The organism is Micromonospora sp. ZG13, from assembly GCF_059359355.1.
On sequence record NZ_JCADBQ010000004.1, the window covers coordinates 150,193 to 169,041 of the forward strand.

Annotated in this window: 11 protein-coding genes; 8 read left to right on the top strand and 3 right to left on the bottom strand. The window is 73.8% G+C overall.

What is annotated here, in order from left to right:
• Positions 1–163 precede the first annotated feature (163 nt).
• A complete protein-coding gene (gene smc / locus AC5L34_RS11195) occupies positions 164–3,775 on the top strand; it encodes a chromosome segregation protein SMC (RefSeq protein ID WP_494824765.1) in 3,612 nt (1,203 codons plus the stop codon).
• Entirely contained in the window at positions 3,775–4,395 is a 621-nt protein-coding gene (locus AC5L34_RS11200; RefSeq protein WP_363621318.1) for an HAD-IA family hydrolase, read from the top strand. Before smc ends, AC5L34_RS11200 begins: the two co-directional genes overlap by 1 nt.
• Before the next feature lie 28 nt (positions 4,396–4,423).
• Here AC5L34_RS11200 and AC5L34_RS11205 read toward each other — a convergent pair whose 3' ends face one another.
• Both AC5L34_RS11205 and AC5L34_RS11210 read right to left on the bottom strand, forming a co-directional pair.
• Complete coding sequence (locus AC5L34_RS11205; RefSeq protein WP_089003632.1) at positions 4,424–4,945, bottom strand: DinB family protein; 522 nt, start codon at positions 4,943–4,945, stop codon at positions 4,424–4,426.
• 65 nt (positions 4,946–5,010) lie between these two features.
• Positions 5,011–6,723, bottom strand: coding sequence for an alkaline phosphatase D family protein (locus AC5L34_RS11210; protein ID WP_441175372.1), 1,713 nt, complete (start codon positions 6,721–6,723; stop codon positions 5,011–5,013).
• A 149-nt stretch (positions 6,724–6,872) separates the two neighbouring features.
• On the opposite strand from AC5L34_RS11210, the gene ftsY reads away from it, so the two are divergent.
• The 6 genes from ftsY (at position 6,873) to ffh (ending at position 14,997) form a co-directional block, all read left to right on the top strand.
• Complete coding sequence (ftsY, locus tag AC5L34_RS11215; RefSeq protein WP_357719704.1) at positions 6,873–8,060, top strand: signal recognition particle-docking protein FtsY; 1,188 nt, start codon at positions 6,873–6,875, stop codon at positions 8,058–8,060.
• A gap of 7 nt (positions 8,061–8,067) precedes the next feature.
• On the top strand, positions 8,068–8,931 hold the full coding sequence (locus tag AC5L34_RS11220) for an aminoglycoside phosphotransferase family protein (protein ID WP_357662355.1): 864 nt from the start codon (positions 8,068–8,070) through the stop codon (positions 8,929–8,931).
• Positions 8,932–9,117: 186 nt separating this feature from the next.
• Entirely contained in the window at positions 9,118–10,542 is a 1,425-nt protein-coding gene (locus AC5L34_RS11225; RefSeq protein WP_494824768.1) for an ammonium transporter, read from the top strand.
• A gap of 25 nt (positions 10,543–10,567) precedes the next feature.
• Positions 10,568–10,906: a P-II family nitrogen regulator gene (locus AC5L34_RS11230; RefSeq protein ID WP_172896701.1), complete on the top strand. Its 339-nt coding sequence runs from the start codon at positions 10,568–10,570 to the stop codon at positions 10,904–10,906.
• A gap of 16 nt (positions 10,907–10,922) precedes the next feature.
• The gene (locus AC5L34_RS11235) at positions 10,923–13,250 is read left to right on the top strand and encodes a [protein-PII] uridylyltransferase (RefSeq protein ID WP_494824770.1); all 2,328 of its coding nucleotides are present in this window, start codon (positions 10,923–10,925) and stop codon (positions 13,248–13,250) included.
• Positions 13,251–13,437: 187 nt separating this feature from the next.
• A complete protein-coding gene (gene ffh / locus AC5L34_RS11240; protein ID WP_441175369.1) occupies positions 13,438–14,997 on the top strand; it encodes a signal recognition particle protein in 1,560 nt (519 codons plus the stop codon).
• Positions 14,998–15,220: 223 nt separating this feature from the next.
• Here ffh and AC5L34_RS11245 read toward each other — a convergent pair whose 3' ends face one another.
• Entirely contained in the window at positions 15,221–18,769 is a 3,549-nt protein-coding gene (locus AC5L34_RS11245) for a S8 family serine peptidase (RefSeq protein WP_494824772.1), read from the bottom strand.
• Positions 18,770–18,849: the final 80 nt, after the last annotated feature.

The following is an 18,849-nucleotide window of genomic DNA, read 5'->3' on the forward strand; positions in this document are numbered from 1 at the left end:
CGCCTCTTTTCCGCCACCTCGGCCCGCGTCAGCCGGATGAGCACCCGCCGGTCGCCAGGCGGGTCGCGTGCCCGGCGGTTCCCCGTCCCGGGTTAGTCTGCGGGTTCACCCAGGTCCGCGCAGCCGGCGACGGTACGGCGGCCACCGGACGAGGATCGAGAAGGTGCATCTCAAGAGCCTGACGGTGAAGGGCTTCAAGTCCTTCGCCTCCGCGACGACGCTGAAGCTGGAGCCGGGGATCACCTGCGTGGTCGGCCCCAACGGCTCCGGCAAGTCCAACGTCGTCGACGCCATCGCCTGGGTGCTCGGCGAGCAGGGCGCCAAGGCGCTGCGCGGCGGCAAGATGGAGGACGTCATCTTCGCCGGCACCGCCGGCCGGGCCCCGCTGGGCCGCGCCGAGGTGACCCTCACGATCGACAACACCGACGGCGCGCTGCCGATCGAGTACACCGAGGTGTCGATCACCCGTCGGATGTTCCGCTCCGGCGAGAGCGAGTACGAGATCAACGGCGACACCTGCCGGCTGCTCGACATCCAGGAGCTGTTGTCGGACTCCGGCATCGGCCGGGAGATGCACATCATCGTCGGCCAGGGCCGCCTCGACGGGATGCTGCACGCCAAGCCGGAGGACCGGCGCTCGTTCATCGAGGAGGCGGCCGGCGTCCTCAAGCACCGCAAGCGCAAGGAGAAGGCGCTGCGGAAGCTCGACGCGATGCAGACGAACCTGAACCGGCTCACCGACCTCACCGCCGAGCTGCGCCGCCAGCTCAAGCCGCTGGGCCGGCAGGCGGAGGTGGCCCGCCGCGCCGCCGCCATCCAGGCCAACCTGCGCGACGCCCGGCTGCGGCTGCTCGCCGACGACCTGGCCACCCTGCGGGCCACCCTGGACCGGGAGATCGCCGACGAGACGGCGGTGCGTGAGCGGCGCGAGCAGGTCGAGGCCGAGCACACCGAGGTGCAGGCGCGGCTGGCCGAGCTGGAGGCGGCCCTCGCCGAGGACGCGCCGCTGCTGGCCGCCGCCCAGGACACCTGGTACAAGCTCTCCGCCCTCTCCGAGCGGTTCCGTTCCATCGAGCAGCTCGCCCGGGAGCGGCTGCGGCACCTCAGCGCCACGCCCGACGACGAGCGCCCCGGTCGCGACCCCGACCAGCTGGAGGCCGAGGCCGAGCGGATCCGCGAGCAGGAGGAGGAGCTGCGCGGCGCGCTCACCGACGACCAGATCAGGCTGGCCGAGGCCGTCGAGCACCGCCAGGAGCTGGAACGGCAGCTCGCCGCCGCCGAGCGCGAGCTGGTCGCCGCGGCCAAGGCGATCGCCGACCGCAGGGAGGGCCTGGCCCGCCTGACCGGCCAGGTCAACTCCGCCCGCGCCCGCACCACCAGCGCCGGCGAGGAGATCGAGCGGCTCGCCACCGCGCACGCCGACGCGCTCGCCCGGGCCGACCAGGCCCAGGCCGAACTCGACGCGGTCGCCGAGCAGTCCACCGAGGCGGACCGGGACAACGCCGACCTCGACGCCCGGCACGCCGATGCGGTCGCCGCCCAGGAGCGGGCGCAGGCCACCGTACGGTCGTTGACCGACGCGGAGCGCGCGGCGGAGAAGGACGCCGCCACCTGGAAGGCCCGGGAGGAGGCGCTCGCCCTCGGCCTGCGCCGCAAGGACGGCGCGGGCGCGCTGCTGGCCCGCGCCGACGAGGTCCCGGGCCTGCTGGGCAGCCTGGCCGGGCTGCTCACCGTCGCCCCCGGGCAGGAGGCCGCGCTCGCCGCCGCCCTCGGCGGGCTCGCCGACGCGGTCGCGGTCAGCGGCGTCGACGAGGCGGTCGAGGCCATGCGGCTGCTGAAGATCTCCGACGCCGGCCGGGCCGGCCTGCTGGTCGGCAGCCCCGCCGGGCCGGGCATGGACGCCCCGGTCGACGCGCTGCGGCCGAAGCTGCCCGACGGCGCCCGCTGGGCGCCCGACCTGGTGGAGTGCTCCCCGCAGATCCGCCCGGCGGTGCACCGGGCGCTGCGCGACGTGGTGCTGGTCGACGACCTCGCGGCGGCGGCCGAGGTGGTCGCCGGCAACCCGGAGCTGCGCGCGGTCACCCCGGACGGCGACGTGGTGGGGGCGTACGCGGCGGCCGGCGGGTCGGCCAAGGCGCCCAGCTTCATCGAGGTGCAGGCCGCCGTCGAGGAGGCGCGGTCGAACCGGCTCGCCGCCGAGCAGACCGGCGCGGAACTGCGCGAACAGCTCGTCGACGCCCGCGCCGAGGTGGCCGCCGCCAAGGAGACCGTGCAGCACGCCGCCGCCGCCAAGCGGGAGGCGGAGAGCCACCGCAACGCCGCCGCCCGCCGGCTGGCCGAGCTGGGCGCGGCGGCCCGCTCCGCGAAGGCGGAGACCGACCGGCTCGGCGACTCCCGGGCCCGCGCCGAGGCGGCCCGGGAGCGGGACCTGCTCACCCTGGCGGAGCTGGAGGAACGGCTGCGGCTGGCCGAGGAGACCCCCGTCGACGCGGAACCTTCCACGGAGGAACGCGACCAGCTCGCCGCGATGGTGCCGCAGGCACGGCAGAACGAGATGGAGGTCCGGCTCGCGGTGCGTACCGCCGAGGAGCGGGTCTCCTCGATCGCCGGTCGCGCGGACTCGCTGCGCCGGCAGGCCACGGCCGAGCGGGCCGCGCGGGAACGCGCGGCGGCCCGGCGGGCGGCGCGCACCCGGGGCGCGGGGATCGCCCGGGCGGTGGCGGGCGGGGCCCGGGAGGCCCTCACCCGGCTGGCCACCTCCATCGCCGCGGCCGAGGAGCACCGCGACGCCGTGGCGCGCGAACGCGCCGCCCGCGAGGCCGAGCTCCAGGAGGTACGCGGCGCCGCCAAGCGGCTCGGCGCGGAGCTGGAGCGGCTGACCAGCCAGGTGCACCGCGACGAGGTGGCCCGCGCCGAGCAGCGGATGCGCATCGAGCAACTGGAGGCGAAGGCCGCCGAGGACTTCGGGCTGGACGTGGAGACGCTCGTCGCCGAGTACGGCCCGACCCAGCCCGTCCCGCCCACCCAGGCCGACGTGGCGGCGGCCGAACGCGACGGCCTGCCGGTGCCCGAGCCGGTGCGCTACGAGCGGCCGGTGCAGGAGAAGCGGGCGGCCAAGGCGGAACGGGAACTGGCCCTGCTCGGCAAGGTGAACCCGCTGGCCCTGGAGGAGTTCGCCGCGCTGGAGGAGCGCTTCAAGTTCCTCTCCGAGCAGCTGGAGGACCTCAAGGCCACCCGCCGCGACCTGCTCACCGTGGTCAAGGACGTCGACGACCGGATCCTGGAGGTCTTCGCCAGCGCGTTCGAGGACACGGCCCGGGAGTTCCAGCAGGTCTTCACGGTGCTCTTCCCCGGCGGCGAGGGGCGGCTCGTGCTCACCGACCCCGACGACCTGCTCACCACCGGCGTCGAGGTCGAGGCCCGCCCACCGGGCAAGAAGATCAAGCGGCTGTCGCTGCTCTCCGGCGGCGAGCGTTCGCTGACCGCGGTGGCGATGCTGGTGGCCATCTTCCGGGCCCGGCCCAGCCCGTTCTACATCATGGACGAGGTGGAGGCGGCGCTGGACGACGTCAACCTGGGCCGGTTGATCACGCTGCTGGCACAGTTGCGGGAGAAGAGCCAGCTCATCGTCATCACGCACCAGAAGCGGACGATGGAGGTCGCCGACGCCCTGTACGGCGTGACCATGCGCAACGGGGTGACCCAGGTGATCAGCCAGCGGCTCAACCGGGCCGACGGAGACGAGCGGCGTGACCGCGGCGAGGAGAACGAGTAGTGGGTCGGGAACGGGCGACGGCGCTCCTGGTGGACTTCGACGGCGTACTGCGCCGGTGGGACCCCGCGGTGGCCGCCGGGGTGGAGCGGGAGTACGGCCTCTCCGAGGGCGTGCTCACCGAGATCGCCATGCAGTGGGGGCGGCTCCAGCCGGTGCTGACCGGGCGGGTCAGCCACGCCGACTGGATGAGCAGCGTGGCCGACGCGCTGGCCGACTCCGTGGGCGGCCCCGAGCGCGCCCGGGCCGCCGTGGAGCAGTGGCAGCGCTACCGGGGCGAGGTGGACCCGGAGGTGCTCGCCTTCGTCCGCGAGGCGCGGGCCGGCGGCATCCGGATCGGGCTCGGCACGAACGCCACCGACCTGCTCGACGCCGACCTCGCCGCGCTCGACCTGACGGACGAGTTCGACGCGGTGGTCAACTCGTCCAGGATCGGGGTGAACAAGCCGGCGAAGGAGTACTTCCAGGCCGCCTGCGCGGCCCTGGAGACCCCGGCGGCCCGGGTCCTCTTTCTCGACGACGAGGACTGGGCGATCCGGGGCGCGCGCGTCGCCGGCCTGTCGGCGCTGCGCTGGAGCGGCCCGGCCGACCTGCGGTACGCGCGGGCGGCGCTGGCGTACTGACCGGCTGAGCCGTCCACCCCGGCGCGGGCTACTCGCCTGTGACGCCGTCGATGCGTTCGCGGATCAGGTCGGCGTGGCCGTTGTGCCGGGCGTACTCCTCGATCATGTGCACGTAGGCCCAGCGGAGGTTGAACGTGCGGCGCTTCGGGCCGACCTCGGTGAAGGTCTCGTCCAGCGACCGGCCGGCGGTGGCGGCGCGGGCCAGCGCGACCTCCCGGTGGAAGGTGGCGAGGTCGGCCTCGGCGTCGGCGGTGCTGACGTCGTGGTCGGCGTCCGGGTTGTCGGGCGTGAAGTAGGGGTAGTCGACCTGCTGGCCGGCGAAGTTCTCCCGGAACCACCAGGCCTCCACCTCGGCCAGGTGCCGGACCAGGCCGAGCAGGGTGAGCCCGGAGGGCTCGACGCTCGGCGTGCGTAGTTGCTCGGCGGTCAGCCCGGCGCACTTGAGCAGCAGGGTCTGCCGGTGGTAATCCAGCCAGCCCTCCAGCATGGTGCGCTCGTCGCCGACGTAGGGCTCGGGGGTCCGGGTGATCTCCGGTGCTCGCCAGGTCATGCCGGTCATCCTGGCGGGCACCCCCGACAGTCCGCGACCGCTTATCGAGGCGCCAGGCCGCCCGCTCACCCGCCGGAGGTGAGGCGCTGGCGCATCACCTCGCGCAGGTGGCCCTCGCTGGTGGTGCCCTCGATGGTCACCTCGGCCGTCCGGCCGGCGTGCACCAGCGTGGCGACGGCGTTGCCGAAGTACGGCCCGGCGAGCCGCTTCCACCGCAACGGTGGGCGGCGCACCCCGGCGGTGCGGGCCAGCGCCCGGGTGGCCCCGGACGGCCCGGACGACCAGCCGAGCTTCATCAGCGGGCGCATCCCGGCCGGGACCTGGTTGTGGATGGGCGAGCAGGTGAGCTGGTGCACCGGGGTGACCACGCTCCGGTCGTCGAACCAGGCCCGCGCCACGTACGAGTGATGCACGTCGCCGGAGAGCACGCTGATCGACGCCGGTGGCGCGTACGCGGGGCCGGCCCCGACGCGCTCGCCGGGGGTGCCGGGGGTGCCGCTGCCGAGGCGGGCGAAGAGTGCGCCGAGCGCCTCGAACGAGCGGCGGAACGCGGCCCAGTGCTCCAGGTCCAGCCCCCGGCGCAGGTTCTCGGCCAGCCGGGCCACCCAGCGCCGCCGGGAGTCGGCCAGCTTCTCGTTCCACGCCTCCACGTGGTGGATGCCCGGCGGCAGCAGCCAGGGCAGGGACGCGCCGACCACCAGGTGGTCGTAGACGCCGTGGGCCCGGTCGAGGAACCACGACCACTCGCCCGGGGGCAGCATCGCCCGCTGGCCCGGCTCCAGCACCCGGCTGCACCGGTTGTCGAGCATGACCAGCCGGGTCCGGCCCAGGTCCAGCGCGTAGCTCCACTGGTACTGCACCGCGCGCCACCGCTCGGTGTCGTGGGCGAGGTCGGCCTCGGTGTCGACCCGCTGCCCGAACTCGCGCAGCACGCCGGTGGCGTCCTCCGCCGCGACGACCTTGGCGTAGACCGGGTCGGCGGCGATCTCGTCGGGGGAGAGGTTGCCCAGGTGCTGGTAGACCCAGTACGAGGCGAGGCCGCTGGTGATCCGCTCCGCCCACCACGGCTGCTCGCGCATGTCGGAGCGCCAGGAGGCGGAGGTGTTCCAGTCGTCGATGACCTCGTGGTCGTCGAAGATCATGACGCTCGGCACGGTGGAGAACAGCCAGCGGATCTCCGGATCCCGCCAGGACTCCAGGTAGAGCTTCGTGTACTCGTCGAAGCTGACCACCTGGTCGCTCGGCGCGCCCTTGGGCCGCCGGCGGCGCCGCTTCAGCAGCCGCCGGACGGTGGGCGACGTCACGTCCGCGTAGACCTGGTCGCCGAGGAGCACCAGCAGGTCGGGCACCTCGGTCGCGTCCGGGTCGGCCATGAGCCGCCGGGCGTACGCGTCGAGCGCGTCCGGGGGCAGCCGCCGGGTGGTGGCGTGCTGGGTGGTCTCCCGGCAGGAACCGAAGACCAACCGGACCGGCTGGTCGAGGTCGTCGGCCGCCCGGGTACGGATCACGCTGGGCGGGAAGTTGCTCTTCGGCACCGGCCAGGCGACCTCGTCGTCGATCAGCACCTCGTAGGTGGTGGCGCTGTCGGGGGTGAGCCCCTCCACCACGACGAGCGCGTAGTGGTGCTCGTACGCCGAGAAGGTGGGCGCGGTGCCGCCGGCGCCGTCGGCGGTCCGGACGGTGACCACCGCGGGCGCGCTGGTCTCGACCCAGATGGTGGCCCGCGTGTCCACCACTCTGCGAAGCAGCGGGCCGATGAGCAGGTGTGCCGCGGGCATGGTCGACCTCCAGATGAGCGGACTTCATCCTTACTACCCGGCCGGCGGTCGCACCACTGCTGGCTGTGACCGAGCCTACCGCCGGCTTTCCGCACGCGGCCGGGAGCGGTGGCTGGGACAGCTTCGCCGGCATCTGACAGGATTCCGGCATGACCGAATACCTCCTCATCGCGCTCGCCCTGCTCGGCGTGCTGATCCTTGGCGGCATCGGGCTGGTCGTGCCGCGGCTGCGCCGGCGACCGGAGCCGCCGCTGCCCGAGACGGAGGTCGAGACCCGGGCCGAGGAGGATCTCGCCGGCCCGCCGGTGGAGGCGCCGGAGGCCGAACTGTCCACCGGGATCCTGGTGGAGCCGCCGGTCGTGGAGGCCCCGGCCCCGGTGCTGGAGGTCCCCGAGCCGACCGCCGGGCGGCTGGTCCGGCTGCGCTCGCGGCTGTCCCGCTCGCAGAACGCCTTCGGCAAGGGCCTGCTCGGCCTGCTCAGCCGCGACCACCTCGACGAGGACGCCTGGGAGGAGATCGAGGACAGCCTGATCACCGCCGACGTCGGCATCGACGCCACCCGGGAGATCGTCGACCGGCTGCGCGAGCGGACCCGGGTCCTCGGCACCCGCTCCGCGGGCGAGCTGCGCGCCCTGCTCGCCGCCGAGCTGGTCAACGCGCTCGACCCGACCCTGGACCGGTCGCTGCGGACCGCGCCGAAGGAGGGCGTGCCGGCGGTGGTGCTGGTCGTCGGCGTCAACGGCGCGGGCAAGACCACCACCTGCGGAAAGATCGCCCGGGTGCTCGTCGCCGATGGGCGCACCGTGCTGCTCGGCGCCGCCGACACCTTCCGGGCCGCCGCCGCGGACCAGTTGGAGACCTGGGGCGGGCGCGTCGGCGCGGAGACCGTCCGTGGGCCCGAGGCGGCCGACCCGGCCAGCGTGGCGTTCGACGCCGTCAAGCGGGGCATCGACACCGGCGTCGACACCGTGCTGATCGACACCGCCGGCCGGCTCCAGAACAAGATCGGCCTGATGGACGAGCTGGGCAAGGTCAAGCGGGTGGTGGAGAAGCACGGCCCGATCGACGAGACGCTGCTGATCCTCGACGCCACCACCGGGCAGAACGGGCTGGAGCAGGCCCGGGTCTTCACCGAGGTGGTCAACGTGACCGGCGTCGTGCTCAGCAAGCTCGACGGCACCGCCAAGGGCGGCATCGTCATCGCCGTGCAGCGCAAGCTGGGCATCCCGGTCAAGCTGGTGGGGCTCGGCGAGGGCAAGGACGACCTGGCCCCGTTCGACCCCGCCCAGTTCGTCGACGCGCTGCTCGGTACCGAGCCGCTCGCCCGGGACGCGTAACCTCGCAGTGACGACCGACGATCGCGCCTACGCCGGGTGGCGCGACCCCAGCCACCCGTCGCCGCGCCTCGGGAGACCGTACGTGACTTCGCAGGAGATCCCGCTGCACGGCGGGAACGTCAGCACTGTCGTCCGGGTGGGCGACACCGTCCGGCGCAACGCCGGGCCGTGGACGCCCTCCGTGCACGCCCTGCTGCGCCACCTGGAATACGTGGGCTTCACCGGCGCCCCCCGCGCGCTCGGCATGGACGAGCGCAACCGGGAGGTCCTGTCGTACCTGGAGGGGGAGTGCGGGGAATATCCGCTGGCCCCGCACTGGGTCACCGACGAGGCGCTGGTGACCGTCGCCACCATGCTGCGGATGTTCCACGACGCCCAGTACGGCTTCGTGCCGCCGCCCGGGGCGGTGTGGCGCTCGTTCGGCCCGCCGCCGCCGGACACCGAGGTGATCTGCCACCACGACGCCGCCCCGCACAACGTGATCTGGCGGCCCGACGGCACCCTCGGGCTGATCGACTTCGACCTCGCCTCGCCCGGCGCCCGGATCTACGACGTGGCGTACGCGGCCTGGACCTGGGTGCCGATCTTCTCCGACCGGGACTCGATCACGCTCGGCTGGAAGCAGCCCGACCGCCCGCGCCGGCTGCGCCTCTTCGCCGACGCGTACGGGCTGATCCCCCGCGACCGGCACCGGCTGATCCGGACCATCCGCAAGCGGATCGTGGACCACGTGGAGGGCATCCGCCGGATGGCCGCCGCCGGTGAACCAGCCTTCGTCCGGATCGTGCACAAGGGGCACCTGCGCCGGCCGATGCGCGACCTGCGGCTGCTCGACTACGAGCGCAACGCCCTGGAGTACGCGCTGCGCTGAGCTGAGCGGTTCGTGCCGCCGGCCGGTGAGGATTGCTTCACACGTCCGAAACAACCCGTCACAGCATGGAAATCGACGGGTGACGCTGGGGGAAACAGGGAGCGAGCAGGCTTCCGCGCATCCGGCGTACGGGCGACGCTGCCCCGGAAGCCGTGAAGGAGGGAACTTCACCTTTAGGAGGCCAGCGTGCCTGAGGCACCCACGATCGATTCCGGCAACACCGTCTGGTTGCTGGTGTCGACGGCGCTCGTGCTGCTCATGACGCCCGGACTGGCGCTGTTCTACGGCGGCCTGAACCGGGCCAAGGGTGTACTGAACATGATGATGATGAGCTTCTCCGCGATCGGGCTCATCTCCGTTTTGTGGTGGTTCTACGGTTTCAGCATCGCCTTCGGCAGCGATGTCAACGGGCTCTGGGGCGACCCGGGCGCCTACCTCGGCACCAAGACCTTCCTCGCCGAGACCGACCTCTGGGGTGCCACGGCCGACAACCCGAGCGGCATCGGCGTCCCGCTCTACGTGTTCATGGCCTTCCAGATGATGTTCGCCGTGATCACCGTCGCGCTGATCAGCGGCGCGGTCTCCGACCGGGCGAAGTTCGCCGGCTGGCTGCTGTTCGCGTTCGGCTGGGCGACGCTGGTCTACTTCCCGGTCGCGCACTGGGTGTGGGGCGGCGGCATCATCGGCGGCGACCTGCACGCGCTCGACTTCGCCGGCGGCACCGCGGTGCACATCAACGCCGGCGCGGCGGCCCTGGCCCTGGCGCTGGTGCTGGGCAAGCGGCTCGGTTGGCCCCGGGAGGGCATGAAGCCGCACAACATCCCGCTCGTCGCGCTCGGCGCCGGGCTGCTCTGGTTCGGCTGGTTCGGCTTCAACGCCGGTTCCGAACTCACCGTCGACTCGGTCGCCGGCCTGGCCTTCGTCAACACGCAGCTCGCCACGGCCGCCGCGGTGCTCGGCTGGATCGTCGTCGAATGGATCAAGGACAGGAAGCCGACCCTGGTCGGCGCCTCGTCCGGCGCCGTCGCCGGCCTGGTCGCCATCACCCCGGCCTGCGGCTTCATCGCGCCCTGGGCGGCGGTGCTGCTCGGCCTGGTGGCCGGCGCGGTCTGCGCGCTGGCGATCAGCCTCAAGTACAGGCTCGGCTACGACGACTCGCTCGACGTGGTCGGCGTGCACTTCGTCGGCGGCTGGATCGGCTCGCTCTGGCTCGGCCTCTTCGCCACCAACTCCGTCAACGGCGCGATCGGCGACGTGATCGGCGCCTCCGACGGGCTCTTCTACGGTGGCGGGGTCACCCAGCTCGGCCGGCAGGCCCTGGCCGGCCTGATCGTCACCGCCTGGTCCTTCGCGGTGGCCTGGGTGCTGGCCTTCGCGATCGAGAAGACGATCGGCTTCCGCCTGCGCGCCGAGGACGAGGTCGGCGGGATCGACATCGCCGAGCACGCCGAGAGCGGCTACGACCTGTCGCCGGCCGCCGGCAGCGGCGGGGGCAGCGCGTTCGCCATGGCCGGGCTGACCGGCGCCAAGCCGCCGACGGCACCCGCGCCCGCGGAGTCGACCGAGCCGGCCGCACCCGCCGCGCCGGTCGACGAGAAGGTCGCCGGTTAACGTTCCTGGGATGGAGGGGTTGGACATGAAGCTGGTGACCGCGGTCATCAAGCCGTACCAGCTGGACGCGGTGAAGGAGGCCCTGCACGCCCTCGGCGTGGCCGGCCTGACCGTCAGCGAGGTCCAGGGGTACGGGCGGCAGAAGGGGCACACCGAGGTCTACCGGGGTGCCGAGTACACGGTCGAGTTCCTGCCCAAGATCCGGGTGGAGGTGCTCACCGACGAGATGGACGTCGACAAGATCGTGGACGCCGTCGTCGGCGCCGCCCGGACCGGCAAGATCGGCGACGGGAAGGTCTGGGTGACCGCCGTCGAGGAGGTCGTCCGGGTCCGCACCGGCGAGCGCGGCCTCGACGCGCTCTGACCGGGCACCGACCGACATGACCTCGTCGACCAGGAAGGACGCGTCGGCACACACCGGCGGCGCCGGACTCCTGGTCGACGAGGTCGTCGGCGTCGGGGAGGCGGCGCGGGCGGCGCGGGCCGACGCGTACGACCGGTGGTTGCGCGGGCTGCTGCCCCGGCGGCCCGGGGTGGCGCTGATCGCCGTCGGCGGGCTGGGCCGCCGGCAGTGCGCGCCGTACGGCGACCTCGACCTCGTCCTGCTGCACGCCGGGGTGCCCGGCGTGGACGAGCTGGCCGCCTCCGTCTGGTATCCGGTGTGGGACGCCGGACTGCGGCTGGACCACTCCGTCCGGACCGTCGCCGAGGCGCTCTCCGTCGCCCAGGACGACGTGAAGGTGGCCCTCGGGCTGCTCGACGCGCGGCTGGTCGCCGGGGACGCCGCGCTGGCGGACACCCTCGTCCGGACCGCCGTCGACCACTGGCGGCGGACCGCCGTGCGGCAGCTTCCGGCGCTGCGGGAGATCACCGCCGCCCGCTGGGCGGCCCACGGCGAGCTGGCGTTCCTGTTGGAGGGCGACCTGAAGGAGGCGGCCGGCGGGCTGCGTGACGTGGGCATCCTGCGGGCGGTCGCCACCGCCGGGATCACCGACGCGCTGCGCCCCGCCGTCCGCGCCGCGCACCTGCGGCTGCTGGACACCCGCGACGCGCTGCACCGGCAGGTCGGCCGCCGGGTCGACCGCCTGGTCGCGCAGGAGCGCGACGGGGTGGCCGCGCTGCTCGGCCTGCGGCACCTTCCGCCGTCGGACCCCGCGCGGCCGGACACGTCCGACGCTCCGCGTGGGGCCCGGGCCGTCGGGGACGGCGACGCGCTGCTGCGCCGGGTCGCCGGGGACGCCCGGACCGTCAGCCACGCCCTCGACGACGCCTTCCGCGCCGCCGACCGGCTGCGCTCGGGTCGCCGCCGGGGCGCCGACGGGCGGCCGCTGCGCCGACCGGTCGCCCGGGACGTCGTCGAGCACGACGGCGAGCTGGTGCTGGCCCGCACGGCGATCGGAGCGCGCCCCGACCCGAGCCTGTCGCTGCGGGTCGCCGCCGCCGCGGCCGTCACCCGGCTGCCCATCGCGCGGGCCACCTGCGAGTGGCTGGCCGCGTACTGCCCGCCGCTGCCGGCGCCGTGGCCGGCCGAGGCCCGGGCCGCGCTGGTCACCCTGCTCGGTGCCGGTCCCGGCCTGGTGCCGGCCTGGGAGACCTGCGACCGGTACGGGCTGATCGAGGGCTGGCTGCCCGAGTGGACGCGGCTGCGCAGCCTCCCGCAGCACAACCCCGTGCACCGGTTCACCCTCGACCGGCACCTCGTGCAGACCGCGTACGAGGCCAGCCGGCACACCCGCGAGGTGGACCGCCCCGACCTGCTGCTGCTCGGCGGCCTCCTGCACGACGTCGGCAAGGGGCTCCCGGGCGACCACAGCACCGTCGGGGCGCCACTGGCCGAGGCGGTGGCCGCCCGGATCGGCCTGCCCGCCCCGGAGGTGGCGCTGATCGGCACGCTGGTCCGGCTGCACCTGCTCCTGCCCGACGTGGCCACCCGGCGGGACCTCGCCGACCCGGTCACCATCGCGGGCGTGGCCGAACGGGTCGGCGACCCGGCCACGCTGGACCTGCTGCACGCCCTGGTGCGTGCCGACGCCGCCGCCACCGGGCCGGCCGCCTGGTCGCAGTGGAAGGGCCGGCTGGTCGCCGAGCTGGTCGCCCGGGTGCGGACCGCGCTGGACACCGGCGTGCTGCCCGCCCCGCCCGCCCCCGACCCGGCGCTGCTGGCGGGGCCCCTGCCGGTCGTACACCTGACGGCCGACCGGGTGGCGGTGGCCGCGGCGGACCGGCGCGGCCTGCTCGCGACGGTGGCCGGCTGCCTGGCGCTGCACCGGCTGGAGGTGCTCTCCGCCGACGCCTCGACCGTCGACGGCCGGGCCCTGGTCGAGTGCCGGGTGCAGCCCCGCTACGGGCTCGCGCCCGACCCGATCGCCCTCGGCGCCGACCTGCGCCGCGCGGTGAACGGCGACGTCTCGGTCACCCAGCGGCTGCGCGGCCGGGCCCTGGCGGCGCGGGCCGGCGGGGCCGCGCCACGGGTGGTCTGGCACCGGGAGGCGGCCACCGACGCCGTGCTGCTGGAGCTGCGGGCCGCCGACGCGGCCGGCCTGCTCTACCGGGTGACCTGCGCCCTCGACGAGGCCGGCGCCCAGGTGCGCGCGGCCCGCATCTCCACCCTCGGCGGCGACGTCGTCGACGCCTTCTACCTCGTCGGCGGCTGGCCGGCCGAGGCGGACCGGGCCCGGCTGGAGGTCGCGGTGCTGGCGGCGGTGTGAGGAGGGGGCCGGGCTCCGGGGGAGTCCGCCCGGCGTCCGGGCCGGTGTGCGCCGTGGCCCGCGCCGGTCGCCCCGGCTGTGCCCGGCCCGGAGCGGCCGTGCGGCCGGCCGGCTACCCTAGCGGTGGCCGGACACCTCGCCCGGTCGCCGATGTGCCTGCCGGAACACTGACAAACGGGATGTTCGCGTGTTTGACACCTTGAGTGACCGCCTGTCCGGGATCTTCACCAAGCTCCGCGGCAAGGGTCGGCTCACCGACGCCGACATCGACGCCACCGCGCGCGAGATCCGCCTCGCGCTGCTGGAGGCGGACGTCGCGCTGCCGGTGGTCAAGGGCTTCATCGCCAACGTCAAGGAGCGGGCGCGCGGCTCCGAGGTCTCCCAGGCGCTCAACCCGGCGCAGCAGATCATCAAGATCGTCAACGAGGAGCTGATCAACGTCCTCGGTGGCGAGGGGCGGCGGCTCCAGTTCGCCAAGCAGCCGCCGACGGTGATCATGCTCGCCGGCCTCCAGGGTTCCGGCAAGACCACCCTCGCCGGCAAGCTGGCCCGCTGGCTCAAGGCCCAGGGGCACCAGCCGCTGCTGGTCGCCGCCGACCTCCAGCGCCCCAACGCCGTCGGGCAGCTCCAGGTGCTCGGTGGCCGCGCCGGCGTCGAGGTGTACGCCCCCGAGCCCGGCAACGGCACCGGCGACCCGGTGCAGGTGGCCCGCGCCTCGATCGAGCACGCGAAGCGGGCCGCCCGGGACATCGTCATCGTCGACACCGCCGGCCGGCTCGGCATCGACGCCGAGATGATGCAGCAGGCCGCCGACATCCGCGACGCCGTCGACCCCGACGAGGTCATCTTCGTCATCGACGCCATGGTGGGTCAGGACGCGGTACGCACCGCCGAGGCGTTCCGCGACGGCGTGGGCATCACCGGCGTGGTCCTCTCCAAGCTCGACGGCGACGCCCGCGGTGGCGCCGCGCTGTCGGTGCGGGAGGTCACCGGGCAGCCGATCCTCTTCGCCTCCACCGGCGAGAAGCTGGAGGACTTCGACGTCTTCCACCCCGACCGGATGGCCAGCCGGATCCTCGGCATGGGCGACGTCCTCACTCTGATCGAGCAGGCCGAGCAGGCCTTCGACACCGATCAGAAGGAGAAGATGACCGCCAAGCTGATGGGCGGTGAGCAGTTCACCCTGGAGGACTTCCTCGACCAGCTCATCGCGGTCCGGCGGATGGGTCCCATCGCCAACGTGCTGGCCATGATGCCCGGCATGGGGCAGATGAAGGACCAGCTCGCCGAGGTCGACGACAAGCACTTCGACCGGGTCACCGCGATCATCCGGTCGATGACCCCCGCCGAGCGCACCAACCCGAAGATCATCAACGGCTCGCGCCGGGCCCGCATCGCCAACGGCTCCGGCGTCACGGTGATGGACGTCAACCAGTTGCTCAACCGCTTCGCCGAGGCGCAGAAGATGATGAAGCAGATGGGCGGCATGATGGGCCTGCCGGGCGGCGGCCGGCGCAAGGCCACCAAGTCGCCGAAGAACAAGCGCAAGGGCACCAAGGGCGGCAACCGGCCGCGCGCCGGGGCGGGCGCCGGGATGCCGGGCGGCTTCCCCGGCGGTATGCCGCAGCTCCCGCCGGGCATGGACCCGAACGACCTGGCCGCCGGCCAGGGCCTCCCGCCGGGCTTTAAGCTGCCGAAGATCGACTTCAACAAGCTCGGCAAGGGCGGCGACGGCCGGCCCCGCTGAGGCGTGTCGCTGACCGCGGGTGACATGATCCGGCGAGTACGAGGCGGTGACCCACACCGAGGACCTCTTCGTCACCGAGCGGCCCCGGAAGGTCTCCGTCGACCTGCCCGCGCTGACGGCACGGCGGGCCGGGTTGCTCGACCGCGCCGGGGACTGAGCGCCCCGCGGTACACACGGGCGGGGCCCGGCCGTCACCGGCCGGGCCCCGTTTCTCGTACGACCGTCAGGACAGCAGGTCCGGCCGGTCGGTGACGCGCAGCGCGTTCACGATCGGCACGCTGTAACCCTTGTGCGTCACGAACCGCACGTTGAGCTGGCCGTCGATCACCCGCACCGTGTACGTCCGGCTCAGCGCGGCGTAGCTGCCCACCTCACCGGCCACGTCCAGCGACGGCAGCACCTCCTGGCCCTCGATCAGCACGTCGAAGACCCGGCGGTCCGGGTACTGCCGCTTCACCTCGGCGAAGTCCAGCTCCACCGTGTAGTAGCCGTCCGCGAGACCGTCGACGCGGTACTCGTACATTCCCTCCCGCTGGCTGGCGAAGCGGGCCGGGTCGTTGGTGCCGGTGATCGGGGTGCTGGTCGTCCGGCGGCTGGAGGTGCCGAGGTAGCCGGCGCCGCCGGCGGTCCAGGCCCGGTCCGGCGACCAGGTCTGGCCCTCGACGTCGGCCCGGGCCGACGTCGCGCCGGCGTCGATCGCCAGGGTGGTGCGCGGCACCACCAGGGTGACCGGGACGTCCAGCACGGGCTGGCGCCCGCTGGCCGAGGAGATCCGCAGCTTGGCCTGGTGGAAGCTGCCGGGGGCCAGGCCGGCGGTGCTGGTCGCCACGCCGACGGTGTGCCGGCCGCCGCTGCCCAGGGTGACGGTGGCACCCGACAGGCCGAGCCAGCTGACGTCCTGCGGCGTGCCGTCGGAGTTCAGCTCGGTGACCGTGACGTCGGTGCCGAGCACCCCCGTGTTGCTGAGGGTGATCTGTCGGCTCCGGGTCTGCTCGGCCCCCGAGACGACGGTCAGCTCGCTCGTCGGGGTGCCGACGCGTGCGGTGCGCAGCGCCGCCGAACGGACCTCGGCCGCGCCGGCCTGCACCGCCACGGAGCCCGACGCCGCCTCGTAGTGCTGCTTGTCGATGGTGAACTCGACCGTGCCGGCGGGGGCCTGGATCAGGTACGTGCCGTCGGCCTCCGTGGTCTGGGTGGCCGTCGCGTCGCCCACCCGGGCGGTCACGGTGGCCCCGGCGACCGGGCGCCCGTCGTTGGCGTCGGTGACCACACCGGAGAGCACCCCGCTGCGGGTGGTGCGGAACGTGATCGCCGTGCCGTCGGCGACCGCCTGGGCGTTGTACGAGTACTCGAAGCCGACGGTGCCGTCGACGTTCTCCAGGCCGATCGTCGCGCCGGTGCCGGTCTCCGCGCCGTCGCCGTCGATGTCGGCGTACCGGTAGGTGATCGAGCCGTCCTCACCGATGGCGGCGCTGAAGGTCAGCCGCATCGACCGGTCGGCGAAGATCGACACGTTGCGCCACTCCACGACGAAGGTGCGGCGCGGCGCGGCACCCGTGACGGCCGTGTAGACCCCCGAGTCCTCCTCCACGTAGAGGTCGTCCCAGAACGGGAAGAGCGCGAGGTCGGGGTTGGTGGTGTTCGGCAGGGCGGTGTTGAGGCGGCTGGTCGACGAGGTGCCGAAGCCGAGCACGCCGTTGGTGCTCACCCACGCCTGCCGGTAGGAGTTGCCGTAGAGCGGGACCCGGAAGGGCAGCGTGACGGGGACGGACCTGTTGTCACCGGTCAGCGTCTCCAGCAGTTGGGTGCCGGCGACGAACGAGCCGCCGGCCGGGCCGCAGGCGTACCCGAAGGAGTCGACCCGGTCGGGCAGGGTGACGTCCAGGACGGTGTCCGCGCCGACCTGCGCCGACCTGGTCACCTCGTCCGAGCAGCGGTACGTGTGCGCGAAGCGGACGTCGTACGTGCCGTGCGGCACGGTCACCCGGTAGCGGCCGTCGGCGTCGGCGGTGGCGGTGAGCGGGGTGCCGAGGACGGCGACGGTGGCGCCGCCGGCCGTGCCGTTCGAGGTGCGCACCGTGCCGCTGAGCGTGGCCGAGGGGGCCGCCTCGAGGGCGACGTCCGCGTCGGCCGTCTGGTTCTCGGTGATCGTCACCGAGGTCGTTGCCGTGGTGTAGCCGAACTTGCTCACCGAGACCGTGTAGCTGCCCACCATCAGCCGGTCGAGCGCGTACGAGCCGTCGGCGCCGGTGCTGGTGACGCGGGTCATCGGGCCGGTGACCGTCACGTCCGCCCCGGCCAGCGGGTTGCCGCCGGAGGTGACCTGACCGCCCAGCGCGCCGAGGGCGCCCCGGGGGGTGGCGTCGACCGCCGCGTACGCGTCGAGCCGGCCCTCGCCGAAGACGTTGTTGTCGTCGACGGTGCCGCCGCAGGTGAGCGCGTCGACGTCGATCGCGGTGTCGTCGAGGATGCGCTTGGTCTCGGCGACGTCACCCTGCAGGGCCGGCGAGGCCGACCACATCAGGGCCACGGTCGCCGCGGTGTGCGGGGAGGCCATCGACGTGCCGCTGAGCGCCGAGTAGCCGCCCGGCACCGAGGAGCGGACGTTGGCGCCCGGCGCGGCGATGTTCGGCTTGATGTCGCCGTTCTCGCCGGTGCCCCGGCTGGAGAAGCTGGCGATCGCGTTGTTCACGTCGAACGCGCCGGAGCTGTAGCTGATCGTGTACGACCCGGGGCTGCCCGAGGTGTTGCAGCTCGGGCCGCTGTTGCCGTTGGAGAAGGCCGGGAAGATGCCGGCGGCCACCCACGACGAGACGATCTCGGTGTACCACGGGTCGTAGGCGCTGGAGCCCCAGGAGTTGTTCACGACGTCCGGGGCGAGGTCGGGGCGCGGGTTGGCGCCGTTGAGGTCGGTGGGGGCGACGATCCACTGGCCGGAGGCGAGCAGCGACGCCCGCGAGCAGCCGCTGGTCTCGCAGCCCTTGGCGGCGATCCACCGGGCGCCCGGGGCCACGCCGATCACGTTGGCGCCGTCCGAGCCGACCATCGTGCCCATGGTGTGCGTGCCGTGGTTGTTGTTGTCGCACGGGGCGTCGGTGGGGCAGACGTCGGCCGGGTCGAACCAGTTGTAGTTGTGGTCGAGGGTGCCGTCACCGTTGCGTCCCCGGTAGCTGGCCGCCACGGCGGGGTGGGTGACGTCGACGCCGCTGTCGATGTTGGCGACCACGATGCCCTCGCCGCGCACGTTCAGCTCGTTCCAGACCCGCGGCGCGTTGATCCGGTCGATGTTCCACTCGGTGGCGTTGGTGGTGGGGACGGTCTCGCCGGGCAGCGGCTTCGGGATCTCGACCGGGTCGTCGGCGAGGATCTCGGCGACGTCGGTGCGTACGGCGAGGTCTCCGAGCAACTCGGCGTCGCCGGTCACCCTGATGGCGTTGACCAGCCAGAACGGGGTGAACTCCGCGCCCTTGCGGGTCAGCATGGCGCGCAGGCCGGCCTGGCTGCGCTCGGCGTGGGCGGTCTTGGTGCGGTGCACGTGAGCGGCCTTCTCCGTCTTGCCGCGCAGGCTGGCCGCGCCGGACAGGTCGGCCTTGCTGTCCAGGAAGACCCAGTAGCTGGCCCTGCTCTCGTGGGCGAGCCGGGTGGTGACCTTCCTGTCGACCTTCGCGGCCACCGCCCTGACCTTCGTGTCGGCGGAGTCCGGTGCGGCGGCGGCCGGCGCCGCGGCGCCGATCGGCAGGGTGAGGCCGACCGCCAGGCCGACCGCGGCCATTCGCCATCGTCGTGGTGACACTGTCCCGACGCTCCTTTTGAGGTGAGGCGACACTGTGGACGCCCGTGTCCGGGCGCCTG